This window comes from Oceanospirillum beijerinckii DSM 7166, from assembly GCF_000422425.1.
Classification (GTDB): Bacteria; Pseudomonadota; Gammaproteobacteria; order Pseudomonadales; family Halomonadaceae; genus Oceanospirillum; species Oceanospirillum beijerinckii.
Map to the genome: position 1 here is coordinate 81,203 of NZ_AULT01000016.1, position 24,241 is coordinate 105,443.

Here is a 24,241-nt window from a genome sequence, read left to right on the forward strand (position 1 = left end):
CCGGGACCGGAGAAGTTGGATGGTGTTTAAGTTGAAACAACGTACTGCAGCAGAAGCTGAGACCTATGTGAACCGAATGACTTTTACCACAGATGTGCCTGTGGGGGAGGTTATTCAGCACAGCCTGCTCAGTTGTTCACCTGATGACTTGCTGGTCGCTGCGGCCAGAGAGATGCAAAAGAATCATGTCAGCTCGATTCTGATTATCGAGGATAATGAGCCGATTGGTATTTGGACAGAAGCTGATGCCCGTAAGTTAGATTTAACAGACCCCTCTCTGGAAAAGCGCAGTATCAGTGACTTTATGAGCTCCCCGGTTGATTCCGTGGATGAAGATATCAGTTTAAGTGAGATTGCTCTTAAATTTCAGCAGCTGCGTCGCCGTCACTTTTTGGTAAAAAGCCTGTCTGGTGAACCTTTGGGCATTGTCTCCCAAACCGATATTATTCGGTTTCAGGGGCTGGAACATTATTTATGCATGCGCAATGTACGTTCGGCCCTGAAATCCGAACCTCTGATTCTTGATGGAAGTATGTCAATTGCCTCTGCTGTACATAGGCTCAGGGAGCGGCAGAGAGATTGTGCCGCAGTTAGTCTGAGTGGTCATAACAGATATAGCATTATTACTGAGCGTGACGTAGTGCGTTGGATTGCTGATGGCACAACTCATCTCAGCTTGCGTGAGGTGTGTGAACATCAGATTTATGCGGTAAACGCGGATACGGGTTTATTGCAGGCCAGTAATCTCTTAAAGCGTAAGGGATTTCGTCACCTTGGGGTGATCGACTCAAAAGGTGAGCTGATCGGTATTCTATCCTATGGGGATATTCTCGACAGTGTTGAGTATGAGTATGTTAATCGTCTACAGGAGGCTTTGCACTCAAGGGATGAGGCATTAAAGGCGTCAACAGCGCATTTACGCCTGGCGCAGCGGGTAATTGAAGCCAGCCTCGACGGTATCATTATTACGGATGATAAAGGTGTGATTCAGTCCGTTAACCCCAAGTTTACTCAGGTAACCGGTTATACTGCTGATGAGGTCATTGGTAAAAGCACCCGTTTACTCAGTTCTGGTCGCCATTCGTTGGACTTTTACAATCATATGTGGAATGAGATGTTCCACAATGGATATTGGCAGGGTGAGATCTGGAATCGGCGTAAGAATGGCGAGGTATATCCTGAGTGGCTGACAATTACCGCGATATACGATGATTTAGGTCAGATCAGCCAGTTTGCAGCCATTTTCAGTGATATTACTGATCGTAAAAAAGACGAAGAGCGTATCCGTCGTCTGGCGTTTTTTGATGACTTAACAGGTGTGGCTAATCGACGTTTGTTCCAGGATCGTTTGGAACAGGCCATTGCCAATGCTCATCGTCATCAGCATCGTTTAGCCGTACTCTTCCTTGATTTGGATATGTTTAAACGCATCAATGATTCTCTAGGGCATATTGTAGGCGATGAAGTTTTAAAAGTCGTAGCTGGGCGTTTGGCGCATACGGTCAGAGAAGGGGATTCCGTTGCCCGTTTAGGCGGTGATGAATTTACTGTGATGGTCCCTGAACTGGAGTCTGTAGAAGGTTTGATGGCACTGGCAGAGCGCATCAATAGCGCTTTGTGCGAGCCAATTACTGTTGGCGGACATGAGCTATATATCTCCGGTAGCATCGGGATCAGTATCTATCCTGATGACGGTAGGAATCCGGATGAGTTGATTAAAAATGCGGATGCAGCAATGTATCGGGTGAAGGCAGATGGACGAGGCAGTTATCACAGATACACTGATGCTCTGCATCATGATTCTGTCCGTGAACTAACCATTGAAACACGTCTGCGTAAAGCCATTAAAGAAGATGCGTTTGAGCTTTATTATCAGCCAAAAATTGACCTGAAAAGTGGCGCTCCTTTAGGCTTTGAAGCGCTGTTGCGCTGGCACGATCGTAGTAGCGATAGCTGGGTTTCTCCGGCAGAGTTTATCCCTGTTGCTGAGCGTTTAGGCTTGATCGGCACTCTGGGGGAGTGGGTGCTTAATGAAGTGTGTAGTCGCTTGGTCGATTGGCAAAGAGCCGGTTTGCCTGTTTTGCCTGTGGCCGTGAACATCTCCGCTCAGCAGTTGATGAAGGGTAATCTGGTTCAGACTATTGAGAGGATTTTACAGCAGACAGGTGCTAATCCGGGTTGGTTGGAATTGGAGGTGACTGAGAGTTGTTTTATTCCCGAGCAAGCAGAGCGTATTGCGGAGATTCTGCATGAGTTAAGATCCCAGGGGATTAGCATCTCTATCGATGATTTTGGTACGGGTTACTCTTCATTGAGTTATCTGCGCCGTTTGCCACTGGATGCACTGAAAATTGATCGGGCCTTTGTGATGGAAGTACCTGATAATCGGGATGATGCCCGTTTAGCCAGTACCATTATCGCTATGGCTAAAGGTTTGGGCTTGAGGGTGATTGCTGAAGGGATCGAAGAGATAGAACAGCTGGAGTTCCTGCGTGAACAAGGCTGTCATCAAGGGCAGGGCTTCATGTTTGCTAAGCCGGCACCGAAGCAGCAGGTTGTGGAGTGGCTATCCTCTCAGTGGAATCCTTTGAAGCAGGAAAAAGAGTCAGCGTAAGTCGTTCGTATTTGTTGTGTTACTGCCTGTACTTGGCTTTTGTTGATCGGAGAAGCGGGGCCCTGCACTTAAACTTTCACAGTTAAGTGTAGGGCCTGCATTATAGATCGCTTACTTTTCTGTAAACCAGGATTTCATAGTCGAAGTGATCTGTTTTAGCTCATCTTCGGTGATAATGTACGGAGGCATGGTATATAGGAATCGACCAAATGGGCGTAACCAAACCCCTTGGCTAATGGCAAAGTCTTGCACATCTTTCAGGCTGGCTGCATCGTGCACTTCGATTACAGCGGTCGCGCCCAGCACTCGGGTATCTTTTACTTCAGGGTGCTTAAAGCTCAGTAGTTCCTGTTGCAAAACTTGGTTCAATTGAGCAATTTTGCCAAGATAGTCATCGCGTTCAAATACTTCTATGCTCTTCAATGCCACGGCGCAGGCCAGAGGATTACCCATAAAGGTGGGGCCGTGCATAAAGGCTTTCCCCGCATCATCATCCCAGAAACCGTCAAAAACTCTATCATTGGCGACAGTTGCAGCGTGGCCGATATAACCGCCGGTCAGGCCCTTGCTAAGCACCATAATATCTGGTGTGATACCTGCGTGATCGGCCGCGAATAGTTTTCCTGTACGGCCAAATCCTGTTGCGACTTCATCAAAGATAAACAGAATTTCAAATTCATCGCACAGTTTGCGAGCTTCTTGCAGATAGATAGGGCTGTACATATTTAAACCGCCTGCCGCTTGCAGCAGAGGTTCAACTATAAAGCCTGCAATTTCTTGATGATGTTGTTCAAACAGGGCTCTCAGATTGGCAATATCCTGTGTCACCTCCTCTGCAATGGCATCAAAACCAGCTTCCGGTGCAGGGGCAAAGTGCTGTGTTGGAAGTAACCCGCTGAATAAGCTATGCATACCTTCTTCCGGGTCACAGACTGACATACAGCCTGTGGTATCGCCGTGATATGCCTTAATCAGGGATGCCAGTTTAGCTTTTTCTGTACGCCCCTGGTTTTGCCAGTATTGCACAGCCATCTTCATGGCCACTTCCATTCCGACAGAACCACTGTCGCTAAAGAATACATGGTTCAGGCCTTCTGGCGTGATCTCCACAAGTTTGTTCGCCAATTCAACGGCTGGTCGGTTTTTTAAGCCGCCTAACATGACATGGGCCAGCTTATCCGCTTGTTCGTGAATCGCCTGGGTGATATCAGGATGACGATAGCCGTGAATCATACACCACCAGGAGCAAGTGGCATCCAGTAAGCGCATACCGTTGGTAAATTGGATGTAAGGGCCTTCTCCTGTGTCTACTTCATAGTTCACTTCCAGATGTTTCATCTGCGCATAGGGAAACCACAGCCTAGTATCCTGCATATATAAACCTGTTATTTGAGTTGTAAACCAAAAAAACTGAAATTAGTTTACCAGATGGGTTGTGAAAACCAAAAGCTGGCCGTTTGGTAAGTCATTAAAATTCCTGATCCTGTTATCCGAATTCATATTTTTCCGTTTGCTCTCCTTTCTTCAGTAGTCCCTTCTTTGCTTTTAGGCTTCTGCTTGCATTTGAGCTGCCCCGTTCTCTGGTCGCTGTTTTTGGTATGTTCTCTTAGGTTAAATAAATACTGTACATTGATACAGTATCTGGCTATTATGATTTAACCGCGTTACTAGCTGTCCAGAAAAAGCCTGAAGAGTAGTAAAGGTTTTCTGTAACGTGTTGTAAGAGATTGATTAAGCAGGGCTTTAGGTGTTTGCCAGCGGATGACGATGCATTAGCTTTTATCATGCAGCATGTGGCATATCATGCCCGCAGGAGTTGTTATGAAATTTACATCTCATCTAGATGCAAGTGGTCAAGCTTATTGGCTTGTGGAGATACGCTTCGGAGAGCGGCTTTTATTAGCTGAAGGGCGCAGCTTCAGTGAGGCTGTTCATAATGCGATTGAGCTGGTTACCAATAGCAGCAAGGTTTCTTTATCCTGTTTAGGTACGGCTAATGCTTAATATGCCGGATGATCGTTAGATTCGCTCATGCAATAAGCCTCGCTATGATGCGGGTAGTGCATAGCCGTTGGAGTTCACCATGTTGAAGTAGAGCGGGTCATAATCAGGTAAATTCGTTCAGCGAGAGAGCGCAGAATCAGAAGTTGAACAGTTTACCTGCCCTTCAGCTGTACAATAATAGAAACCCAGATAATTAATTTGCTGCTCTGGCATCTTATTATGTTTGAGTACGTCGTACATGAGTTCAGCGCTGTAGCGCCCCATTTCCTGAGGGCGTTGGCCTATATTCACCGTTGAGAGATTAAGCTTTAGTGCTTCAAGCTGTATCGCTTCAGCATCGGCGGAGATCACAACATGTTTACCGGATCTGATCTGTTGTTGATACTGCATGATCTCAGCTATATAGTCTGGTGAAAATTGAGCAAAGCCCGCTACCGCTAAAAACAGAGGTGGAGACTCTTGCGAAAGGATAAACTTCAGTTGTTTCAGGGCATTATCTCTTTTGCCTAAGGTGTAGAACGGGCAGCGGGAATGCTCTATCCAGCCGGACTGCCCGGTTAATCTTTCATTGGAATAGTCTCCCGATAGAGCAAAACGCACGCCACGGATACGATCGTTCAAGTTAGGTGTAGAGTCACTTCCAGACTGAATACAGATCTCGGTTTGATCATTTTTTTTATAGCGTTTCGCATACTCTCCCAATGCTACGCCAAAATCAAAATTATTGGTGCCAACATAGGCTAAACGATAGCGCTGATGTTCCGGTAACAGGTCTGAATCAAAGGTAATCACCGGGATATTGACTTTATCGGTAAGCTTTAGCATACGCTCCACCAGAAAGTCAGAATTGGTGGTAGCGATTAGAATGCCATCGACATCCTGCTCCAGTAAGTGTTCAACAACACGGACCTGACTGCGAGGGTCCTGATAGTCTGCGGGGCCATCGTATATACAGGTCAGGTCATCAACGGTAGCGGCAAACTGCAGACAGCCATCAAATGCCTGCATATAAAAGCTGTCGTTTTTGGTCTTACCTACCACTGCCACCTTAAATTGAGCGAATACTGAAGAGTAGGCAAGGAACACCCCAAGTAGCGTAATAACTAAAGTTTTGATTTTTTTCATGCGATTACTTTCAATCATCCGATTAATTCAATCAATTCGATGCCTGCTTTAATCATTATAGGCGCTTATTTTGGCTATAAAAAAAGCGCATGCCTGAGACATCCGCTTTTTTTAGTTTGCGCGTTCTTAAGTTTAAAAAGGAGGCACTTCAGGTTGACACACCATACTGCCTCAGATGATTCTTTTAGCGGTCGCTACAGCTTTTAGCTTATAGACCCTGTGTCAGAACAGCGCTGTCGCTCAGTAGCACCCATATCCCCAAAATGATAAAAACACTGCTGGCCCCGATTCGAATCCACTTTAACGGTAGCTTATCTACTGCCAGATGACCAATCACCACAACAGGTACATTGGCCAGCATCATGCCCAGCGTGGTTCCCATAACAACCCAGAACAGGCTGTCAAATTGAGCACCAAGGATCACAGTTGCGACCTGGGTTTTATCACCAATTTCAGCGATAAAAAACAGCACCAGAGTCGCGACAAAAGCACCGTATTTACTTAAAGTACTTTCGCCTTCATCTTCCATTTTATCGGGAATTAAAATCCAGAGACCCACGGCAATAAAGGAGAGTGCAACAACCCATATCAACCATTCTCCTTGTAACCAGTCTGCGGCCACAGCACCTAACCAGGCAGCGATGCCATGATTTGCCAGTGTTGCAATCAAGATAGCCCATATTATTGGCCAGGGTTTGCGAAAACGGGAAATCAATAGAAAAGAGAGTAGCTGAGTCTTGTCGCCGATCTCAGCTAGGGCAACAGAAAAAGTCGAAAAAAGAAATGCATCCATTTAAAAATCCTACTGGGCCGGTAAATATCAGAAACCATGACACACTACTCCCCACCGGCCCGGCTTAGAGTAATATGTCACAGGTCTCGTCAGGCCCATCCAGATTGCTGGACGACTAAAGAAGGGCTGTTTGTACCATGGTCATTGAGGACCAACTATGTTGATACAAACCTCGTAAGAGCGACTACTCCCCCGGACGGCCCGGATTATAGCAAAATGTCGTGGGGGGAGTCAGCATCATTTGTTATCAAAATAACGATGGTAGTCGAAGTTTTTTACCCAGTCTGGTTTAAACACCATCAAAGAACTGAGTATCATGCCGTTGATCACCGCCTCAGGCCCTAAAATCATAGGGAGAAATAGCAGGTATTCACCAACAATACGGTGGAAATCCCAGCTGCTTGAGCCCAGCCATAAACCGGTCATCAGGGTTAAACCGGATGAGAATGCTGCCACACCACTGGTGAAGAAACCACCGATAAAAAACAAGGCAAAAAAGTTATCTGGTAATTTTTTATCGGCCAGATGAAATAGGACATGACTGACGACTACAGGGGCAACGGCTGTTGTCAGCGCATTAGCCCCAAACAGATGCCACGGGGTTTTTCCTGTCCAACACAGCCCTGCCAGCGCTAAACTGCTGGCAATCATCGCCAGCGGCCAGCGGAACATCACCGTCAGGGTGGTCGACATCAAGAAGTGGATGCACACCAATGTGGTGAGGTCCGCCTTCATCTGCCATAACAGGGCCACAAATACAGTGGCCCCGAGATAGACATGCTGAAAGGTGGGTTCCTTGAACAGTTCTTTCCAGTTGGCCAATCTAAAGGCCAATACGATGGCGACCAGATAAATAACATTGGCCACCCACACCCAAGGTCCATCAATGCTGGATGAAATAAAGTTCATATTGTTTAACCTACTAAAAATGCAGCTGTTTTTACTCTTATCTGGCCAAGAGCTCAACACCACTTAAGAAGAATATTTCAAGATAGGCCATACGCTAACAAAGTGATGGCTGGAAAAATTGAGTCCTGACAAGCTTTATACGATAAAAGAGCGGCTCTAGACAAAGCACACATAGATCGTTGAATGGGAGCGATCTACTGATTTGTTGTAGGATTAAGGAGGGATGAATATTGAGAGAAGCAGTAGCACAGGCAAATTGCAGGCAAAAAAAAGCCCCCAATCCTTGGAGGCCTTCATTATTCGACAACAGCCAATTCCATTGGCTCGCATCCATTGCGCTTTTCTACATTTCCCCGAGAGACTTAATAGTAAGATAAAGCCCTTGTACACAACAGAAGTGATTACCCTTGATCAATGTAGGATATGTCCTACAACATAGACCCTACTATCACTTTTATTAGCTTAAGTCATTTCAAATAATGACAGACTTAATGAGACAGCCTAACATTACTGCTACAGCAATTACGTCACTGGAAAAATGATACTGGCATGACTCACGCCCTTTTCCTGATACCCGCTATTAGCGGTGCTCAGCAAAATCACGCACTACACGTAAAATCTCTGCCAAGGTGATCATGCCTACCAGGTGACCGGCATCATCCATCACCGGAAAACGGCGTCGATTATTACGAATCATCTTTTGCGCTACAGAGACTACATCATCGTCGGTGCGTATAGTGTCCACCTCTTTGGTCATGTAATGAGCCACAGTGACGGCAGAATCATCATAGAAACTGCCTTCAATCACATTTTGCAGGCAATCCCGTTGCGAAAGAATCCCCACCAATTTGCCTGTACTATCAACCACAGGCGCGCCTGATATTTTATACTCAAGCATCTGATCAACTGCCCTGAATATATTCATATCCGGAGTGAATTTTATTAACCGATCTGGTAGATAATCACTGACTTTTACTGACTTAAGCATAGTCATATCTCCTTGCTTTTTATGGGAAGCAGTACGCTGTTCTGTGCTGCACCTCTAAGTTAAAGTAAAGAACACAGCGGAGAGATTTCCAGTACTATTTGTCATCATTGAAGGAAAAAGATTACGGCAACAAGAGAGAAAATGACTGAGCGTGAACAAGATCACAAAAGGCGGGATGCTGTGCTTCTGAACATCGCCGAATGGATCAGTAACAGAGCACAGCAAGAATAAAGCGAGATGGGGGTTAGTTAAACACGACGGTCTTATTGCCATGAACTAACACGCGGTCTTCCAGATGCCAGCGTAAACCTCGGGCCAGAACAGTTTTCTCAACGTCTTTGCCCAAACGCACCATATCTTCGATGGTATGGCGATGATTCACACGGTGAATATCCTGATCAATGATAGGGCCCGCATCCAGTTCTTCTGTGACATAGTGACAGGTAGCGCCGATCAGTTTAACGCCCCGCACATGAGCCTGATGATATGGCTTGGCACCGGCAAAAGAAGGCAGGAAGCTATGGTGAATATTTATCACACGACCTGCGTATTTCTCACACAAGTTAGGTGGCAAAATCTGCATATGGCGCGCCAGCACCACGCAGTCTGCGTTAGCTTCCTCTACAATCTGTTCTACGCGATCAAAGGATGGCTGTTTGTTGTTCTTATCAACGGGTACATAGTGGTAAGGAATATTATGCCACTCTACCAGCTCACGGAAATCTTCGTGATTGGAAATCACGCAAGGAATATCACAGTCCAGTTCACCGCTCTGCCAGCGGTTCAACAAGTCCGCCAGGCAGTGAGACTCTTTACTTGCCATCAGCACGACACGCTTTTTCACATCTGAGTCGCAGATATACCAATCCATCTCAAACTCGCGTGCAATGGGCGAGAAAGCAGTACGGAACTCATCCAAGCCGAATGGCAGAGAGTCTGCACGAATTTCATGACGCATAAAGAACCAGTCAGACGGCAGGTCTGAGTGGTGATTGGCTTCTGTAATCCAGCCGCCATACATCGCCAGAAAATTACTGACTTTTGCCACAATGCCTACCCGATCCGGGCACGAGATTACCAGAGTATATGTCCGTTCCATATCTGCTATTTAACCTAAGCTTTACTATATGACTGGGAAAGATCTGCCTTCAGACCATTAAATGCTTGTTTAATGGCCAAACCTCACGTCTGTTACCTACTTATTAATAGGGGGACATCCGCAGGGGGCAGAGCTTACCTAGAGATCGTCTAATTTTTGATTTTATAAACCAAAGTAAGCGCTTGATTCTACATCATTCCTCTTATGTTGCACTCATTTATGCCCCGATTAAGCGCAAAGCTGAATGCGAGCTTCAACATGGCTGCAGAGCTATTGGACATACCGTTGTTATCTGTCCGATAGCCAAACCTGTATGAGTCTCTCTTATTTCACTGACACGAGAGCCTTTCCTATTGGATAAACTCAAAAGCTGCACAATATGAAAGGATTTTTCACTTATTTAATAATAGTGCATTAGCAATTCTCACTTGATAATTAGTATCATAAAAAACAATATATCTCCAAAACCTGACAAAAATAAAACACTTAACCAGATAACCTCAGCCAGTCCGCAATCCAACCGTCTAATAACAATGAAACAGGTGAAGACTCGCTGCCATCACAATTTCATAAATAATCGCGAGAAATTGATACCATGGCCGGAATAAATGACACCTTTAACAATCTCCGTATCAGCCGGAAACTGATGCTCAGCTTTGGCTTAATTCTATCGTTATTACTCATCACCTCTTTTACGGGGTATAAGGGACTTTCCCGCTCTGATCTGGGTTTTGATCAGTACCGGGAGTTGGCCCGTGACAGCAATCTGGCCGGTCGTCTACAGGCCAACTTGCTCTTTATGCAAACCGAGCTTAAAAGCTATCTGATCAAAAACAATCCAGAAACGTTAAACCGTTATCAGATCCGCCTGGAAACAATGAAAGGCTATCTACGAGAAGCGCAACAGGAGATTCAGAAACCTGAACGCGCTGCCCTGATCCGAGAAATACTGCAACTGGTAGAAGAGTATGAGCGTGCAGCCAACCAAATTGCGGAACAGATCAAGATTCGCAACGACAGGGTCAATCAGGTGCTGGTTATAAAGGGCCCTGAAATGCGCAAGATAGTGACCGGGCTTCGCCAGTACAGCTATGATAATGGCTTAACCCGACTGAGCCATTACTCCGGCAACTTACAGGAAAGCCTGATCCTGGGACGTTTCTATCTGCTGAAATACTTTGATACTCATGACGTGAACGATTACCAGACCGCACGCAAGCAACTCACCGAGGTGCTGGACAATGATCTGGTACTCCTGCACCAGTTGGGCCTTAGCCCTCAATATTTAGCAGAGCTGGAACGTTTCTCTCAGCTGCGTCAAACTTATTTAGTTGCCATGGACGATACCTTTAAGGCGATGCGCCAACAGGCGTCATTAGCTGAAAACGTGTTAGAGAAAGCGGGGCCAGCCATTGCGGAGAACATTGAGCAGGTCAAACTCTCTGTGATTGCTGACCAGGAGCATCTGGGACCCCGCCTGCAAAGTGGCAATGAAGATGCTAAAAACCTGATGGGCATTATGTCCGTGGTTGCGCTGTTGGTTGGCACCGTGTCTGCCATTACGATCGGACGTCAGATCACCTTCCGCCTGCGTAAAGCGGTTAAAGTGGCTGAACAGATTGCTAAAGGTGATCTGCGTCTGAAAAAAGAGACATTCAGTAAAGATGAGATCGGACATCTGCAGGAAACCTTGTATCAAACCGGCGTGAGCCTGAAAAACATGTTGGGATTGATCTCCAGTGCCAGTAATAACATGAGCAGCGCATCTGTTCAGCTGTCGGCGTTAACCACTCAGGCAATGAATGGTACACAGCAGCAACTGTTGGAAACGGATCAGGTTGCCAGTGCTGTCAATGAGATGACCAATAGCGCCGTCGAAGTTGCCGATAACACTCAACACACTGCAGGAGCGACAGAGGAAGCCCGTCGTAAGGCGGATGATGGCTACCGAATTGTTGGCCGTACCCTGAACAATATTCAGAATCTGCATATGAGTGTGAGTCAGACAGAACAGCGTCTGGAAAGTGTGCAGCAGGAAACTCAGAATATTGGCAGTATTATTGATGTGATTCAGGATATTGCCGAACAAACCAATCTACTGGCACTGAATGCAGCGATTGAAGCCGCACGGGCTGGCGATCAGGGGCGTGGTTTTGCTGTGGTAGCTGATGAAGTGCGCTCGCTGGCACAACGCACCCGCCAGTCCACCGGCGAAATTCACCAGCTGATCGCACGTTTGCAGGAAGGCGCTAATGAAGTGCTTGAAGCGATGCAGGAGGGCAGGCAGATTGCTGATACCAGCCTGAGTCTGACTCAGGATGTACAACAGACTCTGGAAGGGATCACATCAGCTATAGCGACGATTAACGATATGAGTATTCAAATCGCCAGTGCCGCAGAGCAGCAAAGTAAGGTTGCGGAAGAGATTAACCAAAGTAGCACCAGTGTGCGCACCATTGCAGAGCAAAGCGCGCACGCGGTGACAGAAACTGTCTCTTCAAGCCAAAGCATCAAGTCCACTGCGGATGAATTACAGGCGTTAGTGTCTAAGTTTAAACTTTAGTAGATTCAGTTAATTAAGCCCGGAGGCAGGTCTGAGCATGTTCTCTGACTTGTCTTCTTGTAGACATATCTCTTATGGTTCAGAAAATGCACCATAAATGAGCATCCTGTCAAAAAGCGTGCACTTATTTGTGGCGCTCACTCCTCTTATATGCAATGTCTTTGTAACAAAGCGCAACATTATGCACCTAACCTCATGAATTATTAGGATAAATGCTTCGTAATACATGCTTGGCCTGTTTCCTGCATTTACAAGTATTAGGACCACAGCAGAAAGATCTTATGGCACCACATTTACTGATTCCAGATCGACTAAGAGAGATGGGTGTGCACCCTCAGCAGGTGCGCTACTTTAAACAGCGTTTTCAGGGTAGCTTCGACGGTTATTCCCTGGATAGTCACTATCAACCCATTATCTCTCTGACTCACCAAAGAGTGGTGGGCTATGAGGCGTTAATGCGCCCGTCAAAAAATGGTACACCCTGTTCTCCCCTGGATCTTTTTGGCCAGTGCCATAGCAGTGTCTCTGTTACTCGACTGGACCGGTTAAGTCGTGCTTTGCATCTCCTGAACTTTAACTTGCTGGATTCCGATGGTTGCTGGTTATTCCTCAATATTCGCGGGGAAGAGATTCGCAAGAGCAATATGGATGCACAGCAGGTGAAGCGCACCCTGGCTCTGCACGGTTTCCAACCGCAACAGATTGTATTGGAAATCCTGGAAGATGCAGTACACGATGAGATGTTACTGGCCGAGTTTGTTCAGGAGTTCCGTCAGGCTGGATTTTTGGTCGCCATTGATGACTTTGGCACAGGGCAATCCAATTTTGATCGTATCTGGAAGATCAATCCCAATATCGTAAAGTTAGATCGCTCTATGATTCGTAACGCCCAGCAGCAACCTCGGGCACGGCGCATATTTCCCCGCCTGGTCAGCCTGCTGCGTGAAACGGAGTCTTTGGTTTTAATTGAAGGGGTAGAAAACGAAGAGGAAGCCCTGCTGGCGATGGATACCGAAGCAGATATGGTGCAGGGTTACTTTTTTGCCCGTCCCAGTTTAACCGGAGCGGATCGCCCCGATTTACCGATGCAGATATCCCGTTTGCATCATCAATATGCTAAGCAGCAAAAATCCGGGCGTCAGGTATTTCATTCCCAATTGGTGACGTTTGAGTCGATGCTGACGGCTTGCGCTGATTTAATCAAGCTGGGCCACTCTTTTGAAGACAGCTGTCAGGCACTGATCAAACAGCTGGGGTGTCGTCGTATCTTTCTGCTCAATGAAGAGGGCTATCAAGTCACTCACACAATATCATCAGAACACAGCGTTAGCACCAATCATTATCACCCATTAAAACAGGCTCAAGGTGCTAACTGGGCTCGACGCAAATATTTCCAGCGGGCGATAGAAGCCCCAGGGCGAGTGTATATCTCACGCCCTTATTTAGCTCTGCCCGATGCGAGTATTGATGTGACTTTCTCAATGGCTTTTAATATCGGTAATCAAACGCTGGTATTGTGTTGTGATGTGGACTCCCAAAGTGTTGATGCTGCCGGTAATCTCTTGCAACAGGGTCAGCTGATTATGCATTTTGAGTAAAGCTGATCAGGCATAGCCGCTTAGTCATCCCCAGGATATAAGTCATTGTTTAGCTAGAGCACCCAGACTAAGATAGAGGTTTATTTTGGCTAAATGAGCTTGATATGACGGCAACTTTTGATACTGAGAGCCAACCTTTTCCACTGGTGATCAAACGATTGGGAATTGATACCCATCAAGAGCCTACAGTTTACCTTCGTCGTAACAGTCATGTTTGTCGGGCAGAGGGGTTCGCCACCGCATCTCGGGTACAGGTCGGTACCGATAACCATACCATTATTGCCACCTTGCATATTGTTGACAGTGATATTCTGGCACCGGGCGAGATCGGTTTATCGGAGTCCGCTTTTGTAAGCCTCAAGTCTGCCGAGCAGTGTATCGTTCATGTTTGTCATCCCAAGCCCATTGAGTCACTGAGCCACCTGCGCCATAAGGTATACGGCCATGAGCTGACGCAAGATCAAATGAACAGCATTATTCAGGATATTGTGGCGGGTCATTATGCTGACGTGCACCTGGCAACCTTCATCACCGCCTGCGCCGGTGACAACCTGTCCCAACAAGAGATTATCAGTCTGACACGAGCCATGCTTGAAGCGGGTGATCGATTGGACTGGCAACAGCCCCGGGTAGTAGATAAACACTGTGTGGGTGGTTTGCCCGGCAATAGAACCGCGCCCATAGTGGTCAGCATTCTGACCTCATGCGGTGCTGTGATGCCTAAGACCTCTTCCCGGGCGATCACCTCGCCAGCAGGTACTGCTGATACCATGAGTACCATGACAGAGGTTGAGCTGGAGCTGTCTGTATTACAGCAGGTGGTTAATCAGGAAGGTGGTTGTCTAGCCTGGGGAGGTTCGGTGCACTTAAGCCCTGCCGATGACATTCTGATCCGTGCAGAGCGAGAGTTGGATCTGGACAGTGAGGGGCAGATGGTGGCTTCCGTGCTGTCGAAAAAAATTGCCGCAGGCTCCAGTCATGTGTTGATTGACATTCCCATAGGGCCAACTGCTAAGGTCCGTTCTCAGGAAGCGGCGCAAACATTGACACAGTTACTGGTGGAAACGGGTAAGGCTTTAGGCCTGACCGTAGAAGTGATTTGTACCGATGGTAGTCAGCCGGTGGGCCGTGGTATCGGTCCGGCTCTTGAAGCACTGGATATCATCAAGGTGTTAAAAGATGAGACTGATGCGCCCAGTGATTTAAGAGACAGATCGCTTTTACTGGCAGGACGTTTGTTGGAGATGGCAGAGCTGGCTGAAGCCGGTCAGGGCTACGTTATGGCAGAACAGACCCTTAAAAATGGCAAAGCCTGGGATAAGTTTTATCAAATTTGTGAAGTTCAAGGCGGTTTTAAACAGCCGCCAGTGGCACACTATCAATATATATGGAGCAGCCCTGAGTCAGGGGTTGTCAGTGGTATTGATAATCGGAACCTGGCAAAACTGGCCAAATTGGCTGGTGCACCGGAAGATCTGGCAGCAGGTGTTACCTTAGAGGTGAAGCTGGGACAGTCTGTTGAGCATGGAGAACCGCTACTGGCGATTCATGCGGAAAGCCCTGGTGCGTTGAATTATGCCATTGAGTTTTTAACGGATCGTGCAGAAATTATTAAGATATGCCCATGACAAATACAGTGAATACCCCCTTACTTTTTGATCTTAATGATGGCAGCAGCCTGGCAAACAGTCTATGCGAGTTGCTTCAGGCGGAAGAAGGCCAGCTCAGTCAACGTCAATTTCCGGATGGCGAGAGCTATTTGCAGGTGCAAAGCGAAGCAAACGGCCGGAATGCCATTGTGTTGTGTACACTCTATCAACCGAATGAAAAGTTTTTGCCGATGATCTACTTGGCAGAAACATTAAAGGAGATGGGGGCTAAACAGGTGATCCTGGTTGCGCCTTACTTGGCTTATATGCGGCAGGATAAGCGCTTCCACCCCGGTGAAAGTGTGACCTCACGACACTTTGCAGCCTTGATCTCCAATAGTTTTGACGTGCTGGTGACCGTTGACCCACATCTGCATCGTTACCACAGTCTGGATGAGATTTATAGCATTCCGAGTACCGTAGTGGCTTCGTCAGAAAGTGTCGCGCTTTGGATTAAACAGCATATTGAACGGCCGTTGTTGATAGGCCCGGATATCGAGAGCGAACAATGGGTGGCAGAGGTGGCCCGTATGGCCGATGCGCCTTTTGAAATTCTGTTGAAAGAGCGCTTTGGTGATAGAGATGTCAAAGTCTCTTTACCTCATGTGGGGAAATATCGGCAGCATAATCCTGTATTAGTGGATGATATTATCTCCAGCGGTCATACCATGTTAGAAACTATTCAGCATCTGCATAAAGCGGATATGCCACCGGTGACTTGTATTGGCACCCATGGTTTATTTGCCGGCAGTGCTTATCGTCAGATGCAGCAATCTCATACGGCTCAGGTCGTCACCTGTAATACTGTTAATCATGTCAGTAATGGTATCGATATGGCTCCTGCATTGTCCCGTGCTATTAAGCACTATCTGGATTGGTGTGCTGTCGATCAAGGCATCATAGAATTCAGGCCATTGGGAATTAGGATGCCCATTAGTAAGGAAACAGAGTAGCTCATATGACTTTTTTAAATCGAATGATTCCATCTGCTTTTGCCGCATGTGCCTTGTCTTTATCGATAGGTCAGGCCATTGCCAGCAACGATACTACCTTTGTGCAACGGGGTATAACAGGTAAAGGTGCTGGTGATGATACTTATGTGTTCTCGCCTAATCTGGTTGATGTCAATGCCAGCATCACTGTTTCCGATACTCAAGGCAGTAATGTTATTCAATTGACTGCAGGCTTAGAGGTTTCCAGTTCCAGAATTGCTTCCGACAGTTTAGAACTGACGCTGAGTAACGGGGCCGTAGTGACTGTACTGGGTGCCAGCAGTATGAGTTATATGATCGGTGGTGATCCTTTAAGTGGCCAGAGTGGCAATAGCTATGATTATAGTAGCTTTGTTAGCAATATTCTCAGTGTGGCAGTGCCCTCTTCAGGGGTTGCTGATGGCGGTAGCGCTACGCTAAATACGGATGGGGCATCGGAAATCGAGCCGCCGCCTGCAGATCCTGTCGAGAATAATTTGACATTAAGTAGTCCTGCTCTGAAGTCTGCCGCTATTTTACCTATGAGCGCAACCTGTGATGGCGCTGATAATGGCCGTATGATTCCACTGCAGTGGAGTGGTGTACCCGCAGGTACCCAGTCTTTGGCACTGACAATGCATCACTTCCCTAACCCTGATGATACAGATATCTCTGGTGCTCATTCCTATCTGGTGCTCTATGATATTCAGGCGACAGAAACTGAGATGGAAGAGGCTGAAACGGATATTGGTGTTTTAGGCACCAACAGCGTTAATGATCAACAAAGTTTTTCTGCGCCCTGCTCAAAAGGCACCGGGGATAATGAATATATTATTACCCTGCATGCGCTATCGACACCGCCAGGTGGCCTGGGGCTGACAGGCTCAAGCACAGACCTGCAAACCTTCTTTACTGCTGCCAGCGGCAGTACGCTGGCAACAAAAGAGCTTAAAGTCAGTCGTATTCGCTATAATCCGGCAAACGATGATCACGTACCGACCAGCGTACCTTCTACCTGTGAAGAAAAGCAGGCCGCTGCATCAGATTATAACCATCTGATCAGTATCAGCTGTTCCAGTTCTGAGATGGTGGTCAGTGCCGCAACCAGTTTGCCAGAACGCTCTTTGCTGAATAACGATAAAGAGAATGTGGGCATTCAGGCTTGGATTGGCCGTGTACCACTGAGGGATGATGTTTCCTGGTCCGTACCAATGAATCCGGTTTATCTGTCGCAACCGACAAGCAATATTAATATCCATCATCCCATTGGTATTGCGGTTGATGGTATTCCCATTCTGCACTATGCCAAAGAGAATGAGCCCGATGAGATCGCCCAGCTGGGTCAGGATTACAGCGACAGAGATACCATTTTGCTAGGAGAGGTTGATCAATGTGGTGCACATGCCGGTAACGGTGAGGACTACCACTATCATATGGCCCCTGTCTGTATGATGGATACTCATAACCCATCCCAACCCATTGCCTGGATGTTTGATGGTATTCCCCTGTACTACGGTACTGGTGGGGGCCAGATGACAACTGAGGGTACTGACTATGGCAGCGGTCGTTATACCCATCTGAACTACCTGCCACAAGCGGTGCAAAATGGTTCTGCCAGTTTGGATGAGTGTAATGCCTATGACCTGCATGGTGATGGCAGTGAGTACGTTTACTACACCACAGCAGCCGCGCCTTACACCATTGGCTGTTATCGTGCGCAAGCTTCTCAAAGTGGCAGTATTGATGGCCCAAGGCACTTCCAGGGTGGTAACCGTCTGGATGATTTCACCTTTGGCACAGAGGTGACATTAACCGATTACGATACCATGACCTTTAATAGTAAAACGTGGCAGTTTGTAACGGCAGAACCCAAGCCTGAAAATAAGAATATCCCTCAGGAGAATACCGCTCAGCTGATCTACCGATTGTTGGAAGAAGGTGAAGAGGGTTATCAGGCCGGGTTGGATTGTTACACCTTCCGCTATCGTATTGATGCCACTCAAACAGATGGCAGTGGTGATACAGTGACGACTCATTGCCGTTAACGGATTCGTCTAAAAATCAACAAAGCCAAACAAAGGTCAAGCAGTTAAACACAGTTAAACAGTTAAACAGTTAAACAAGAGCGCCGGGCATTTTCCGACTCAACACTGGAAAATGCTCGCTTTTGCGAACTGCTATAAGCGCCCACGCAAAAGTTTATCTTTAGCTGATGACTTCATTTTCAGCCCGTGGGCGAAGAATATCGAAACACTTTTGTGTCAGTGTGTATCAAAGCAGTTATCGAGCCGATTCTGTCTTGCGACTGTGTTGAGTCACTGCTGTTTCAGGATTTATCGCTTTTTGATCCAAGTAATAAGTACACGCCAATATGAAACGTTTAATCTTATTTTTTACCTTGATTCTGTCGCTTATCTCCCTGGAGGCAACGGCCCATGGCCTACGCATGACCACGGCGGAGATCGCCCTTCGGCGCAATAATCATCTGACGATCACCATTCGTACTTCTCTTAATGATCTGTTTCAACAAATGGATTGGGCGGGGAAACCTGTTTCTTTATTGCATCTGGCGGCTGCAGATAAACAGGTTTTTGGGAAGTTTCGCTCTGCCATTATTAAACTGTTACAGCCGATTCCTGTACAGGCAGGCAAGTATCCACTAAAAAATCGTCGCCTGAGACTGCCTGCGCTGGCTGATTTACAGGCGCTGGTGCGGGCAGAGGTGGCCGAGCAGGCATTACAGCAGTCTTCGAAGCACAATAGTGCCAATCACACACACACCGGAGATGATCGTAAACATTATCTAAGAGCTGAGCTGTCAGGCTTTATCAACAGTGATAATAATCCCGCGCAACAATCTGCATTGCAGGTGGTATTTCCACGGGCTTTAGGGAAAATCCTGGTGACTTACAGTAAACCACAAACTCAAACTATTTCACCGGGTAAGGACAGCAGTTATTACCGACAGGCGATATAGGCGGCTTGCTTTTGTTTTTATTTTTACATTGCCACCGGCTCCAGTGCCATAGTCTGACAAAATATATTTCAGATTACGCAAAACGATTCATCACAGACAGGTAGCTATTAACCCGACCTGATGTGACAGTTGATGGATTTAATCGGTCTGCAATTCTTAAGGTCAGCCCTAACTGATTCAGCGACTCTTTATTATCTTCCGACAGTCCTTCAGCGGCATCTGATTTAGTAAAGCTGTTTAGCTCTGCAAGTACCGATTTTATGTCTGCTTTAGTCGTATCAGACAGAGAGCCATCAAAGTCATCAATGATGGTTTCTGCTTTGTTTAAGATATTGATCAGGCTGCTCTCAGGGTTCTCTTCTTTTAACTCGTCGCGGAAGTCGTTAATAAACTGAGTGACCTTATCCAGAGAGCTGTGATCACCTTTATCATCTTGGCTTTTAAAACGAGACAAGGGCGATATCAGCGGCGATAAACGGGATGCTTCTGTGCTGTTGATTAAACCGTACTCTTCAAGTCTGGCAACAAAGTCAGAGGTGATCTGGAAGCCTCGGGTGCCATTAGAGAAAAACTCCTGATTAAGCTTCTGTACACTCAGAGCTCTGCCTGAAAGCGAGACATTTTTATTTTCAGATGCTGTACCTGCAGAGCCCGCCTCCTCAACACTACGGTTGCTGGTTGCCTTGAACAGGCTATTGCTGGTTGAGTGAAGCATAGATGTATCGAGTTGCGAAGAGCTGATTCTTAACATTGCTTTATTCCATAGTGTTCTTACTCTAAGTTGAATAGGGTTATGAAAAAACTGTGCCAGGAAACTGTTATTCCGATAATACGGGGGCTCAGGCCAGCCTTGACGCGAAAATATTCCAGAGAGGTGGTCTTTAAACGGCAATATTCTTCTGGCAGAGCGGTAAGCCATTGCCGAGACAAACTAAAAGTATCCGTTATCAGCTTTGTGATGGAATATTGATGGCAAGAGAGGTAAGCCCTGATCAATGATCAAGGTGTACGGATTATTGCCAATGCCGTGTATCAGGCTGTCTGATCAGATTTATTTTATCAGGCAGCCCGTCAAGAGTAGGGGAAACCGGGTTAAGCCAGAGCTTCTGCTGAAGGCAACAGATTAATTTTGGGCGCCATCGCATTTAGAGCGATTAGGTGAATCATCTCATTCACTGTGGTACAGCAGTCTGACAGCACATTCACTTGATATTTTTTTGCATCATCAGACATTGCTGTATGGGTTACGCAATTTTGGGTCATCATGCCGCAGATGAACAGCTCTTCACTACCCATCTCCTGCAGAATCTGTTCAAGATTAGTTTGCAGAAAACCGTCTGCGAAATGCTTTACAACAACAGGGGCATCTGGTGCTAATGCCATTATCTCATTGTGAATGGCTACACCCGTCGTGCCCTCATTAAAGAAAGGTGCTTTACCTTTACTGGAATCCGCCACATGTTGAACGTGCACAATAGGAATATTTAGTTCATTGGCTTTTGTCATGACCTGCTTAATATTGTTTAACACGGTATCTGTATTCCACAGCGGGAATTGACCATCAGGAAAGTAGTCATTTTGCAGGTCAATTACGATTAATGTTTTATTGGTGTGAGTCATCTTTTTCTCCAATCAAAAACAGATCAAATGGTTTAATAGGCGTCTTCAAAGCGAAGTCTGTGTTGCTTTGATCGAGTCCTTCGTTGAACGTGGAGTTATTATGCTGATCGGAGGTCAGCTCAGTGAGTGGCCTGATTGACAAAAAGCGCTGTTATTGGGCCAAAAGCTTTTATATGACTTGTTGTTACAAACTAAGCTGACATCATTCAATTTAAACTTATTTATGCTGCAATGGATTCAACAGTGAAGCCAGAAGTCTACAGTGACTCAGAATTGACTAAGAATAAGCTACCTATTGTCGCGGTAGTGGCATTTAACCAGATCACACCTTTTCACCTCTCCGTACCTTGTGTGGTTTTTGGTGATAAAAAGCCCCACTTACCCACTTTTGATCTAAGAGTGTGCAGTGTAGAAAAAGGGCCATTAACGACGACAGCAGGCTTTAGCCTAAATCTTGATTATGGTATTGAGGCGATCCAGCAAGCGGATATCGTCATCGTACCCAGCTGGCGTAACCCGGGCGAACGACCAGAAGAGGAACTGTTAGACGCCCTGCAACAAGCCCATGCCAGAGGTGCTCAAATTGTTGGTTTGTGTTTAGGGGCCTATGTACTGGCTGAGGCTGGGTTGCTGGATGGTCTAAGCGCAACGACTCATTGGGCCTATGCGCAGGATTTTGCCAGGCGCTATCCCCAGATTGAGCTGAATGCAGAAGTGCTCTATATCGATTTGGGGCAATTGATTACCTCCGCAGGTACAACGGCGGGAATCGACTGCTGTCTGCATATGCTCAGGGCGCAATATGGCGCAGAGTCCGCTAATAGTATTGCAAGGCTGTTAGTCATGCCGCCCCATCGACAGGGAGGGCAAGCTCAGTTTATCGATCTTCCGCTACCGGCAACGCCTTCGGATTCCAGGTTGGCCGAACTGATCGACTGGGTTAGGGCTAATTTGCAACAGCCGCATGATCTGGACTCGTTGGCAGAAAAAGCCTTAATGAGCCGTCGTACTTTTACCCGACACTTTAAAGCAATGACAGGCACTACCGTCACTCAATGGCTACTTAATGAGCGTCTGGCCTTTTGCCAAAGGCTATTGGAGAGTACAGATCAATCCATCGAACAGATCGCTGAGTTAGCAGGCTTCGGATCGCCGGTCTCGCTGCGCCAGCAGTTTCGCAAAGCTTTTGGCGTGTCTCCCAAAGCCTGGAGGCAGACCTTTAAGGGAGACTAAGCGAGAGGCTGAACCGTATTAGAACTGAGGGATAAAGAAATATTGTCAGTTATCGTGGCGACTACCAATAATACTAAGCTTGCTCTTCGGGCTTGATGCCGAATAGGAGTGCTTTTTCTTCAGCGCTATAGGGACGTGTTGTTGGATTAACCTCATCCACCAGGGCATAGGCTCTTTTCGTGGCAGGGCGCTCAGAGATAGTATCAAACCAGCGCTTCAGGTTAGGAAAGTCATTCAGGTCCTGCGACTGTTTCTTGTGCGACACCACCCAAGGGTAACAGGCCATATCCGCAATGGTATATTCATCTCCGGAAACAAAGGTACGATCCGCCAGACGCTTATCCAGCACACCATATAAACGCGCTGTTTCGTTGATATAACGATTAATGGCGTAATCGATCTTCTCATTGGCGTATTGACTAAAGTGGTGGTTCTGACCCGCCATCGGCCCTAAACCTCCCATCTGCCAGTACAGCCATTGCAGGGTTTCATAACGTTGACGAGCTTCTTTACTCAGGAACTGACCGGTTTTATCTGCCAGATATTCCAGAATTGCACCAGACTCAAACAGAGAGATTGGCTCCCCATCGTCTGCTGGCACATGATCAACAATCGCTGGAATACGATTATTGGGCGCAATCTTTAAAAACTCAGGATCAAACTGATCCCCCTTACCGATATTGATCGGATTAACGCTATACTCTAAACCCGCCTCTTCCAAAAATAGCGTAATTTTGTGGCCGTTTGGTGTCGTCCAGTAATAAAGATCGATCATGGGATACCTTTTCCTCAAACAAGTGGCTCGTTTTGGTTAGACAATAGATGCCGACTTCGGCTCAGGCCCTTGTTCATTAATTTGTAAAAAGAATAGGCAATATAGTAGCGAAAGTTTTGATATTCTAAAAATTAAATCATTTTATGATATTTATTCATATTTCGAATATCAGGGAGCCTATCATGAGACTGTTATCGGGGGGCTGAAAGGAATCAGCTGCAAGGTTAGTCTTTGAGCGAGGCACACTGTTCTATGGGGAGCAGCTACCCTGGCACAGCAAACGGAGCAACAACCCTTGCCTCTTTTTCGGCAAGGCTCCGCCTTTTAGTATATTAAAAGCGAGTTAAGCTACCGGTAAAACAGAGGGTTGGGTCAGTAAAAATCTGCTAGATAAAAGAAGATCGCCATCTGATCAACGAAAATGTTGACAAAAAACAAAACAGGCACAATAAATGCTTAATTGATGATGGATAAATGATTAATTTTGCAGACAGGGGCTGCAAAGTCAGTTTGGTTACGGATATAAGCTATGCTCGCAGATCTATTTAATACATCAGGCCTTATGCGCCATTCCCAATCTACAGCGGCTCCCGCTGCAGACAAGGGCGAGAGCAATGCTGTCCAAACAGACAAGAACCAAGGCAGTGATGTCCCTAAAGTTCGCGATGATAGTATATCGATTAGTTACGAGAGTTTTCAGAGCCAGCAGCATAGCCTCTATGTCGAAGGCCAGAGCGAAGATAGCCACCGCTTTAAAATGGCCATGCAGATTCTGCAACAACAATCCGCCGCCGGTGAGCTGGATTACATAAAGTCCGATGGCTACGAAGCCCGCTTGCGCCTGGGGGTTGCCGCTATCGGTGGGTTTCAACAGCTACAGAAATGGCAAGAAAAAGGTCTCGAACTCAGCGAACAAACCCTATTTAAAGCCGGTGATGCCTTCAGCGAAGGCCAACGCCAACTGAAACGGGATGGCACCTACAGCCGCAAAGGTCTGGTAATGAATCGTTATGACCTGGTGAGCCAAAATCAGCAGGTGCCTGAATGGTTTAACCAAGAGAAAAAGCAGATGATGAAACAGATGCCCGAGAACGCCGCTTATGCTTTTAAGCAGGGCAATCTGTTTTATGTCGGATCGGTAATGAGAGGCGATTGACCCGGACTAACATCCGATGTCGGGTCCCGGGTGATCAGGTCGCGAAAAAGAGTTATCCTCTATTTGCTGCCAGAGATATTCTGAGTATGGTCATTCGGCAGTATAAAGTTGGACACAAGCTTCATAAACAAGCGACAACAACACCCAAGATTCGCGCTGAGGTTCAG

General features: G+C 46.7%; 19 protein-coding genes and 1 riboswitch. Of the genes, 10 read left to right on the plus strand and 9 right to left on the minus strand.

All coding sequences use genetic code 11. The features are described 5' to 3' along the window. The first annotated feature begins 19 nt into the window (after positions 1–19). Positions 20–2,614, plus strand: coding sequence for an EAL domain-containing protein (locus H579_RS24640; RefSeq protein WP_051227402.1), 2,595 nt, complete (start codon positions 20–22; stop codon positions 2,612–2,614). Positions 2,615–2,725: 111 nt separating this feature from the next. Here H579_RS24640 and bioA read toward each other — a convergent pair whose 3' ends face one another. Beyond that, entirely contained in the window at positions 2,726–3,988 is a 1,263-nt protein-coding gene (gene bioA, locus H579_RS0107200) for an adenosylmethionine--8-amino-7-oxononanoate transaminase (protein ID WP_036565620.1), read from the minus strand. A 447-nt stretch (positions 3,989–4,435) separates the two neighbouring features. On the opposite strand from bioA, the gene H579_RS0107205 reads away from it, so the two are divergent. Then, positions 4,436–4,618 (plus strand): PDZ domain-containing protein, encoded by a 183-nt coding sequence (locus H579_RS0107205; protein ID WP_028300116.1) that lies wholly within the window; start codon positions 4,436–4,438, stop codon positions 4,616–4,618. A 117-nt stretch (positions 4,619–4,735) separates the two neighbouring features. On the opposite strand, the gene H579_RS24645 is transcribed toward H579_RS0107205, so the two are convergent. The 5 genes from H579_RS24645 to purU all read right to left on the minus strand — a co-directional run bounded on the left by H579_RS24645 (position 4,736) and on the right by purU (position 9,532). After that, entirely contained in the window at positions 4,736–5,743 is a 1,008-nt protein-coding gene (locus H579_RS24645) for a substrate-binding domain-containing protein (RefSeq protein ID WP_084624010.1), read from the minus strand. Between the two features lie 208 nt (positions 5,744–5,951). After that, positions 5,952–6,536, minus strand: a complete 585-nt coding sequence (locus tag H579_RS0107215; protein ID WP_028300117.1) for a TMEM165/GDT1 family protein — start codon at positions 6,534–6,536, stop codon at positions 5,952–5,954. 11 nt (positions 6,537–6,547) lie between these two features. Further along, positions 6,548–6,729: riboswitch (yybP-ykoY riboswitch) on the minus strand. 44 nt (positions 6,730–6,773) lie between these two features. Continuing rightward, on the minus strand, positions 6,774–7,445 hold the full coding sequence (locus H579_RS0107220) for an energy-coupling factor ABC transporter permease (protein WP_028300118.1): 672 nt from the start codon (positions 7,443–7,445) through the stop codon (positions 6,774–6,776). Positions 7,446–8,025: 580 nt separating this feature from the next. Next, positions 8,026–8,433: a CBS domain-containing protein gene (locus H579_RS0107225; RefSeq protein WP_028300119.1), complete on the minus strand. Its 408-nt coding sequence runs from the start codon at positions 8,431–8,433 to the stop codon at positions 8,026–8,028. 244 nt (positions 8,434–8,677) lie between these two features. Beyond that, a complete protein-coding gene (purU, locus tag H579_RS0107230) occupies positions 8,678–9,532 on the minus strand; it encodes a formyltetrahydrofolate deformylase (protein WP_028300120.1) in 855 nt (284 codons plus the stop codon). 595 nt (positions 9,533–10,127) lie between these two features. On the opposite strand from purU, the gene H579_RS0107235 reads away from it, so the two are divergent. The 6 genes from H579_RS0107235 to H579_RS0107260 all read left to right on the plus strand — a co-directional run bounded on the left by H579_RS0107235 (position 10,128) and on the right by H579_RS0107260 (position 19,290). After that, positions 10,128–12,095: a methyl-accepting chemotaxis protein gene (locus H579_RS0107235; RefSeq protein WP_028300121.1), complete on the plus strand. Its 1,968-nt coding sequence runs from the start codon at positions 10,128–10,130 to the stop codon at positions 12,093–12,095. Positions 12,096–12,376: 281 nt separating this feature from the next. Further along, positions 12,377–13,693, plus strand: a complete 1,317-nt coding sequence (locus tag H579_RS24650) for a sensor domain-containing phosphodiesterase (protein WP_051227403.1) — start codon at positions 12,377–12,379, stop codon at positions 13,691–13,693. Between the two features lie 104 nt (positions 13,694–13,797). After that, positions 13,798–15,321, plus strand: coding sequence for a thymidine phosphorylase family protein (locus tag H579_RS0107245; protein ID WP_051227404.1), 1,524 nt, complete (start codon positions 13,798–13,800; stop codon positions 15,319–15,321). Next, a complete protein-coding gene (locus H579_RS24655) occupies positions 15,318–16,295 on the plus strand; it encodes a ribose-phosphate pyrophosphokinase (RefSeq protein WP_084624005.1) in 978 nt (325 codons plus the stop codon). The genes H579_RS0107245 and H579_RS24655 overlap by 4 nt, the downstream gene beginning before the upstream one ends. Positions 16,296–16,300: 5 nt before the next feature. Further along, entirely contained in the window at positions 16,301–18,358 is a 2,058-nt protein-coding gene (locus H579_RS0107255; RefSeq protein ID WP_084624006.1) for a YHYH protein, read from the plus strand. A gap of 326 nt (positions 18,359–18,684) precedes the next feature. Next, positions 18,685–19,290, plus strand: a complete 606-nt coding sequence (locus H579_RS0107260; protein WP_028300124.1) for a hypothetical protein — start codon at positions 18,685–18,687, stop codon at positions 19,288–19,290. Between the two features lie 73 nt (positions 19,291–19,363). On the opposite strand, the gene H579_RS0107265 is transcribed toward H579_RS0107260, so the two are convergent. Next, positions 19,364–20,041, minus strand: coding sequence for a hypothetical protein (locus H579_RS0107265; protein ID WP_157834570.1), 678 nt, complete (start codon positions 20,039–20,041; stop codon positions 19,364–19,366). Positions 20,042–20,382: 341 nt separating this feature from the next. Then, positions 20,383–20,910: a cysteine hydrolase family protein gene (locus H579_RS0107270; protein WP_028300126.1), complete on the minus strand. Its 528-nt coding sequence runs from the start codon at positions 20,908–20,910 to the stop codon at positions 20,383–20,385. 243 nt (positions 20,911–21,153) lie between these two features. On the opposite strand from H579_RS0107270, the gene H579_RS0107275 reads away from it, so the two are divergent. Then, positions 21,154–22,143 carry a GlxA family transcriptional regulator gene (locus H579_RS0107275; RefSeq protein WP_211224682.1) on the plus strand — a complete coding sequence of 330 codons (990 nt, stop codon included), beginning with the start codon at positions 21,154–21,156 and terminating at the stop codon, positions 22,141–22,143. Between the two features lie 73 nt (positions 22,144–22,216). Here H579_RS0107275 and H579_RS0107280 read toward each other — a convergent pair whose 3' ends face one another. After that, on the minus strand, positions 22,217–22,918 hold the full coding sequence (locus H579_RS0107280) for a glutathione binding-like protein (protein WP_028300128.1): 702 nt from the start codon (positions 22,916–22,918) through the stop codon (positions 22,217–22,219). A gap of 529 nt (positions 22,919–23,447) precedes the next feature. On the opposite strand from H579_RS0107280, the gene H579_RS0107285 reads away from it, so the two are divergent. Continuing rightward, the gene (locus H579_RS0107285; protein ID WP_028300129.1) at positions 23,448–24,074 is read left to right on the plus strand and encodes a hypothetical protein; all 627 of its coding nucleotides are present in this window, start codon (positions 23,448–23,450) and stop codon (positions 24,072–24,074) included. Positions 24,075–24,241 lie beyond the last annotated feature (167 nt).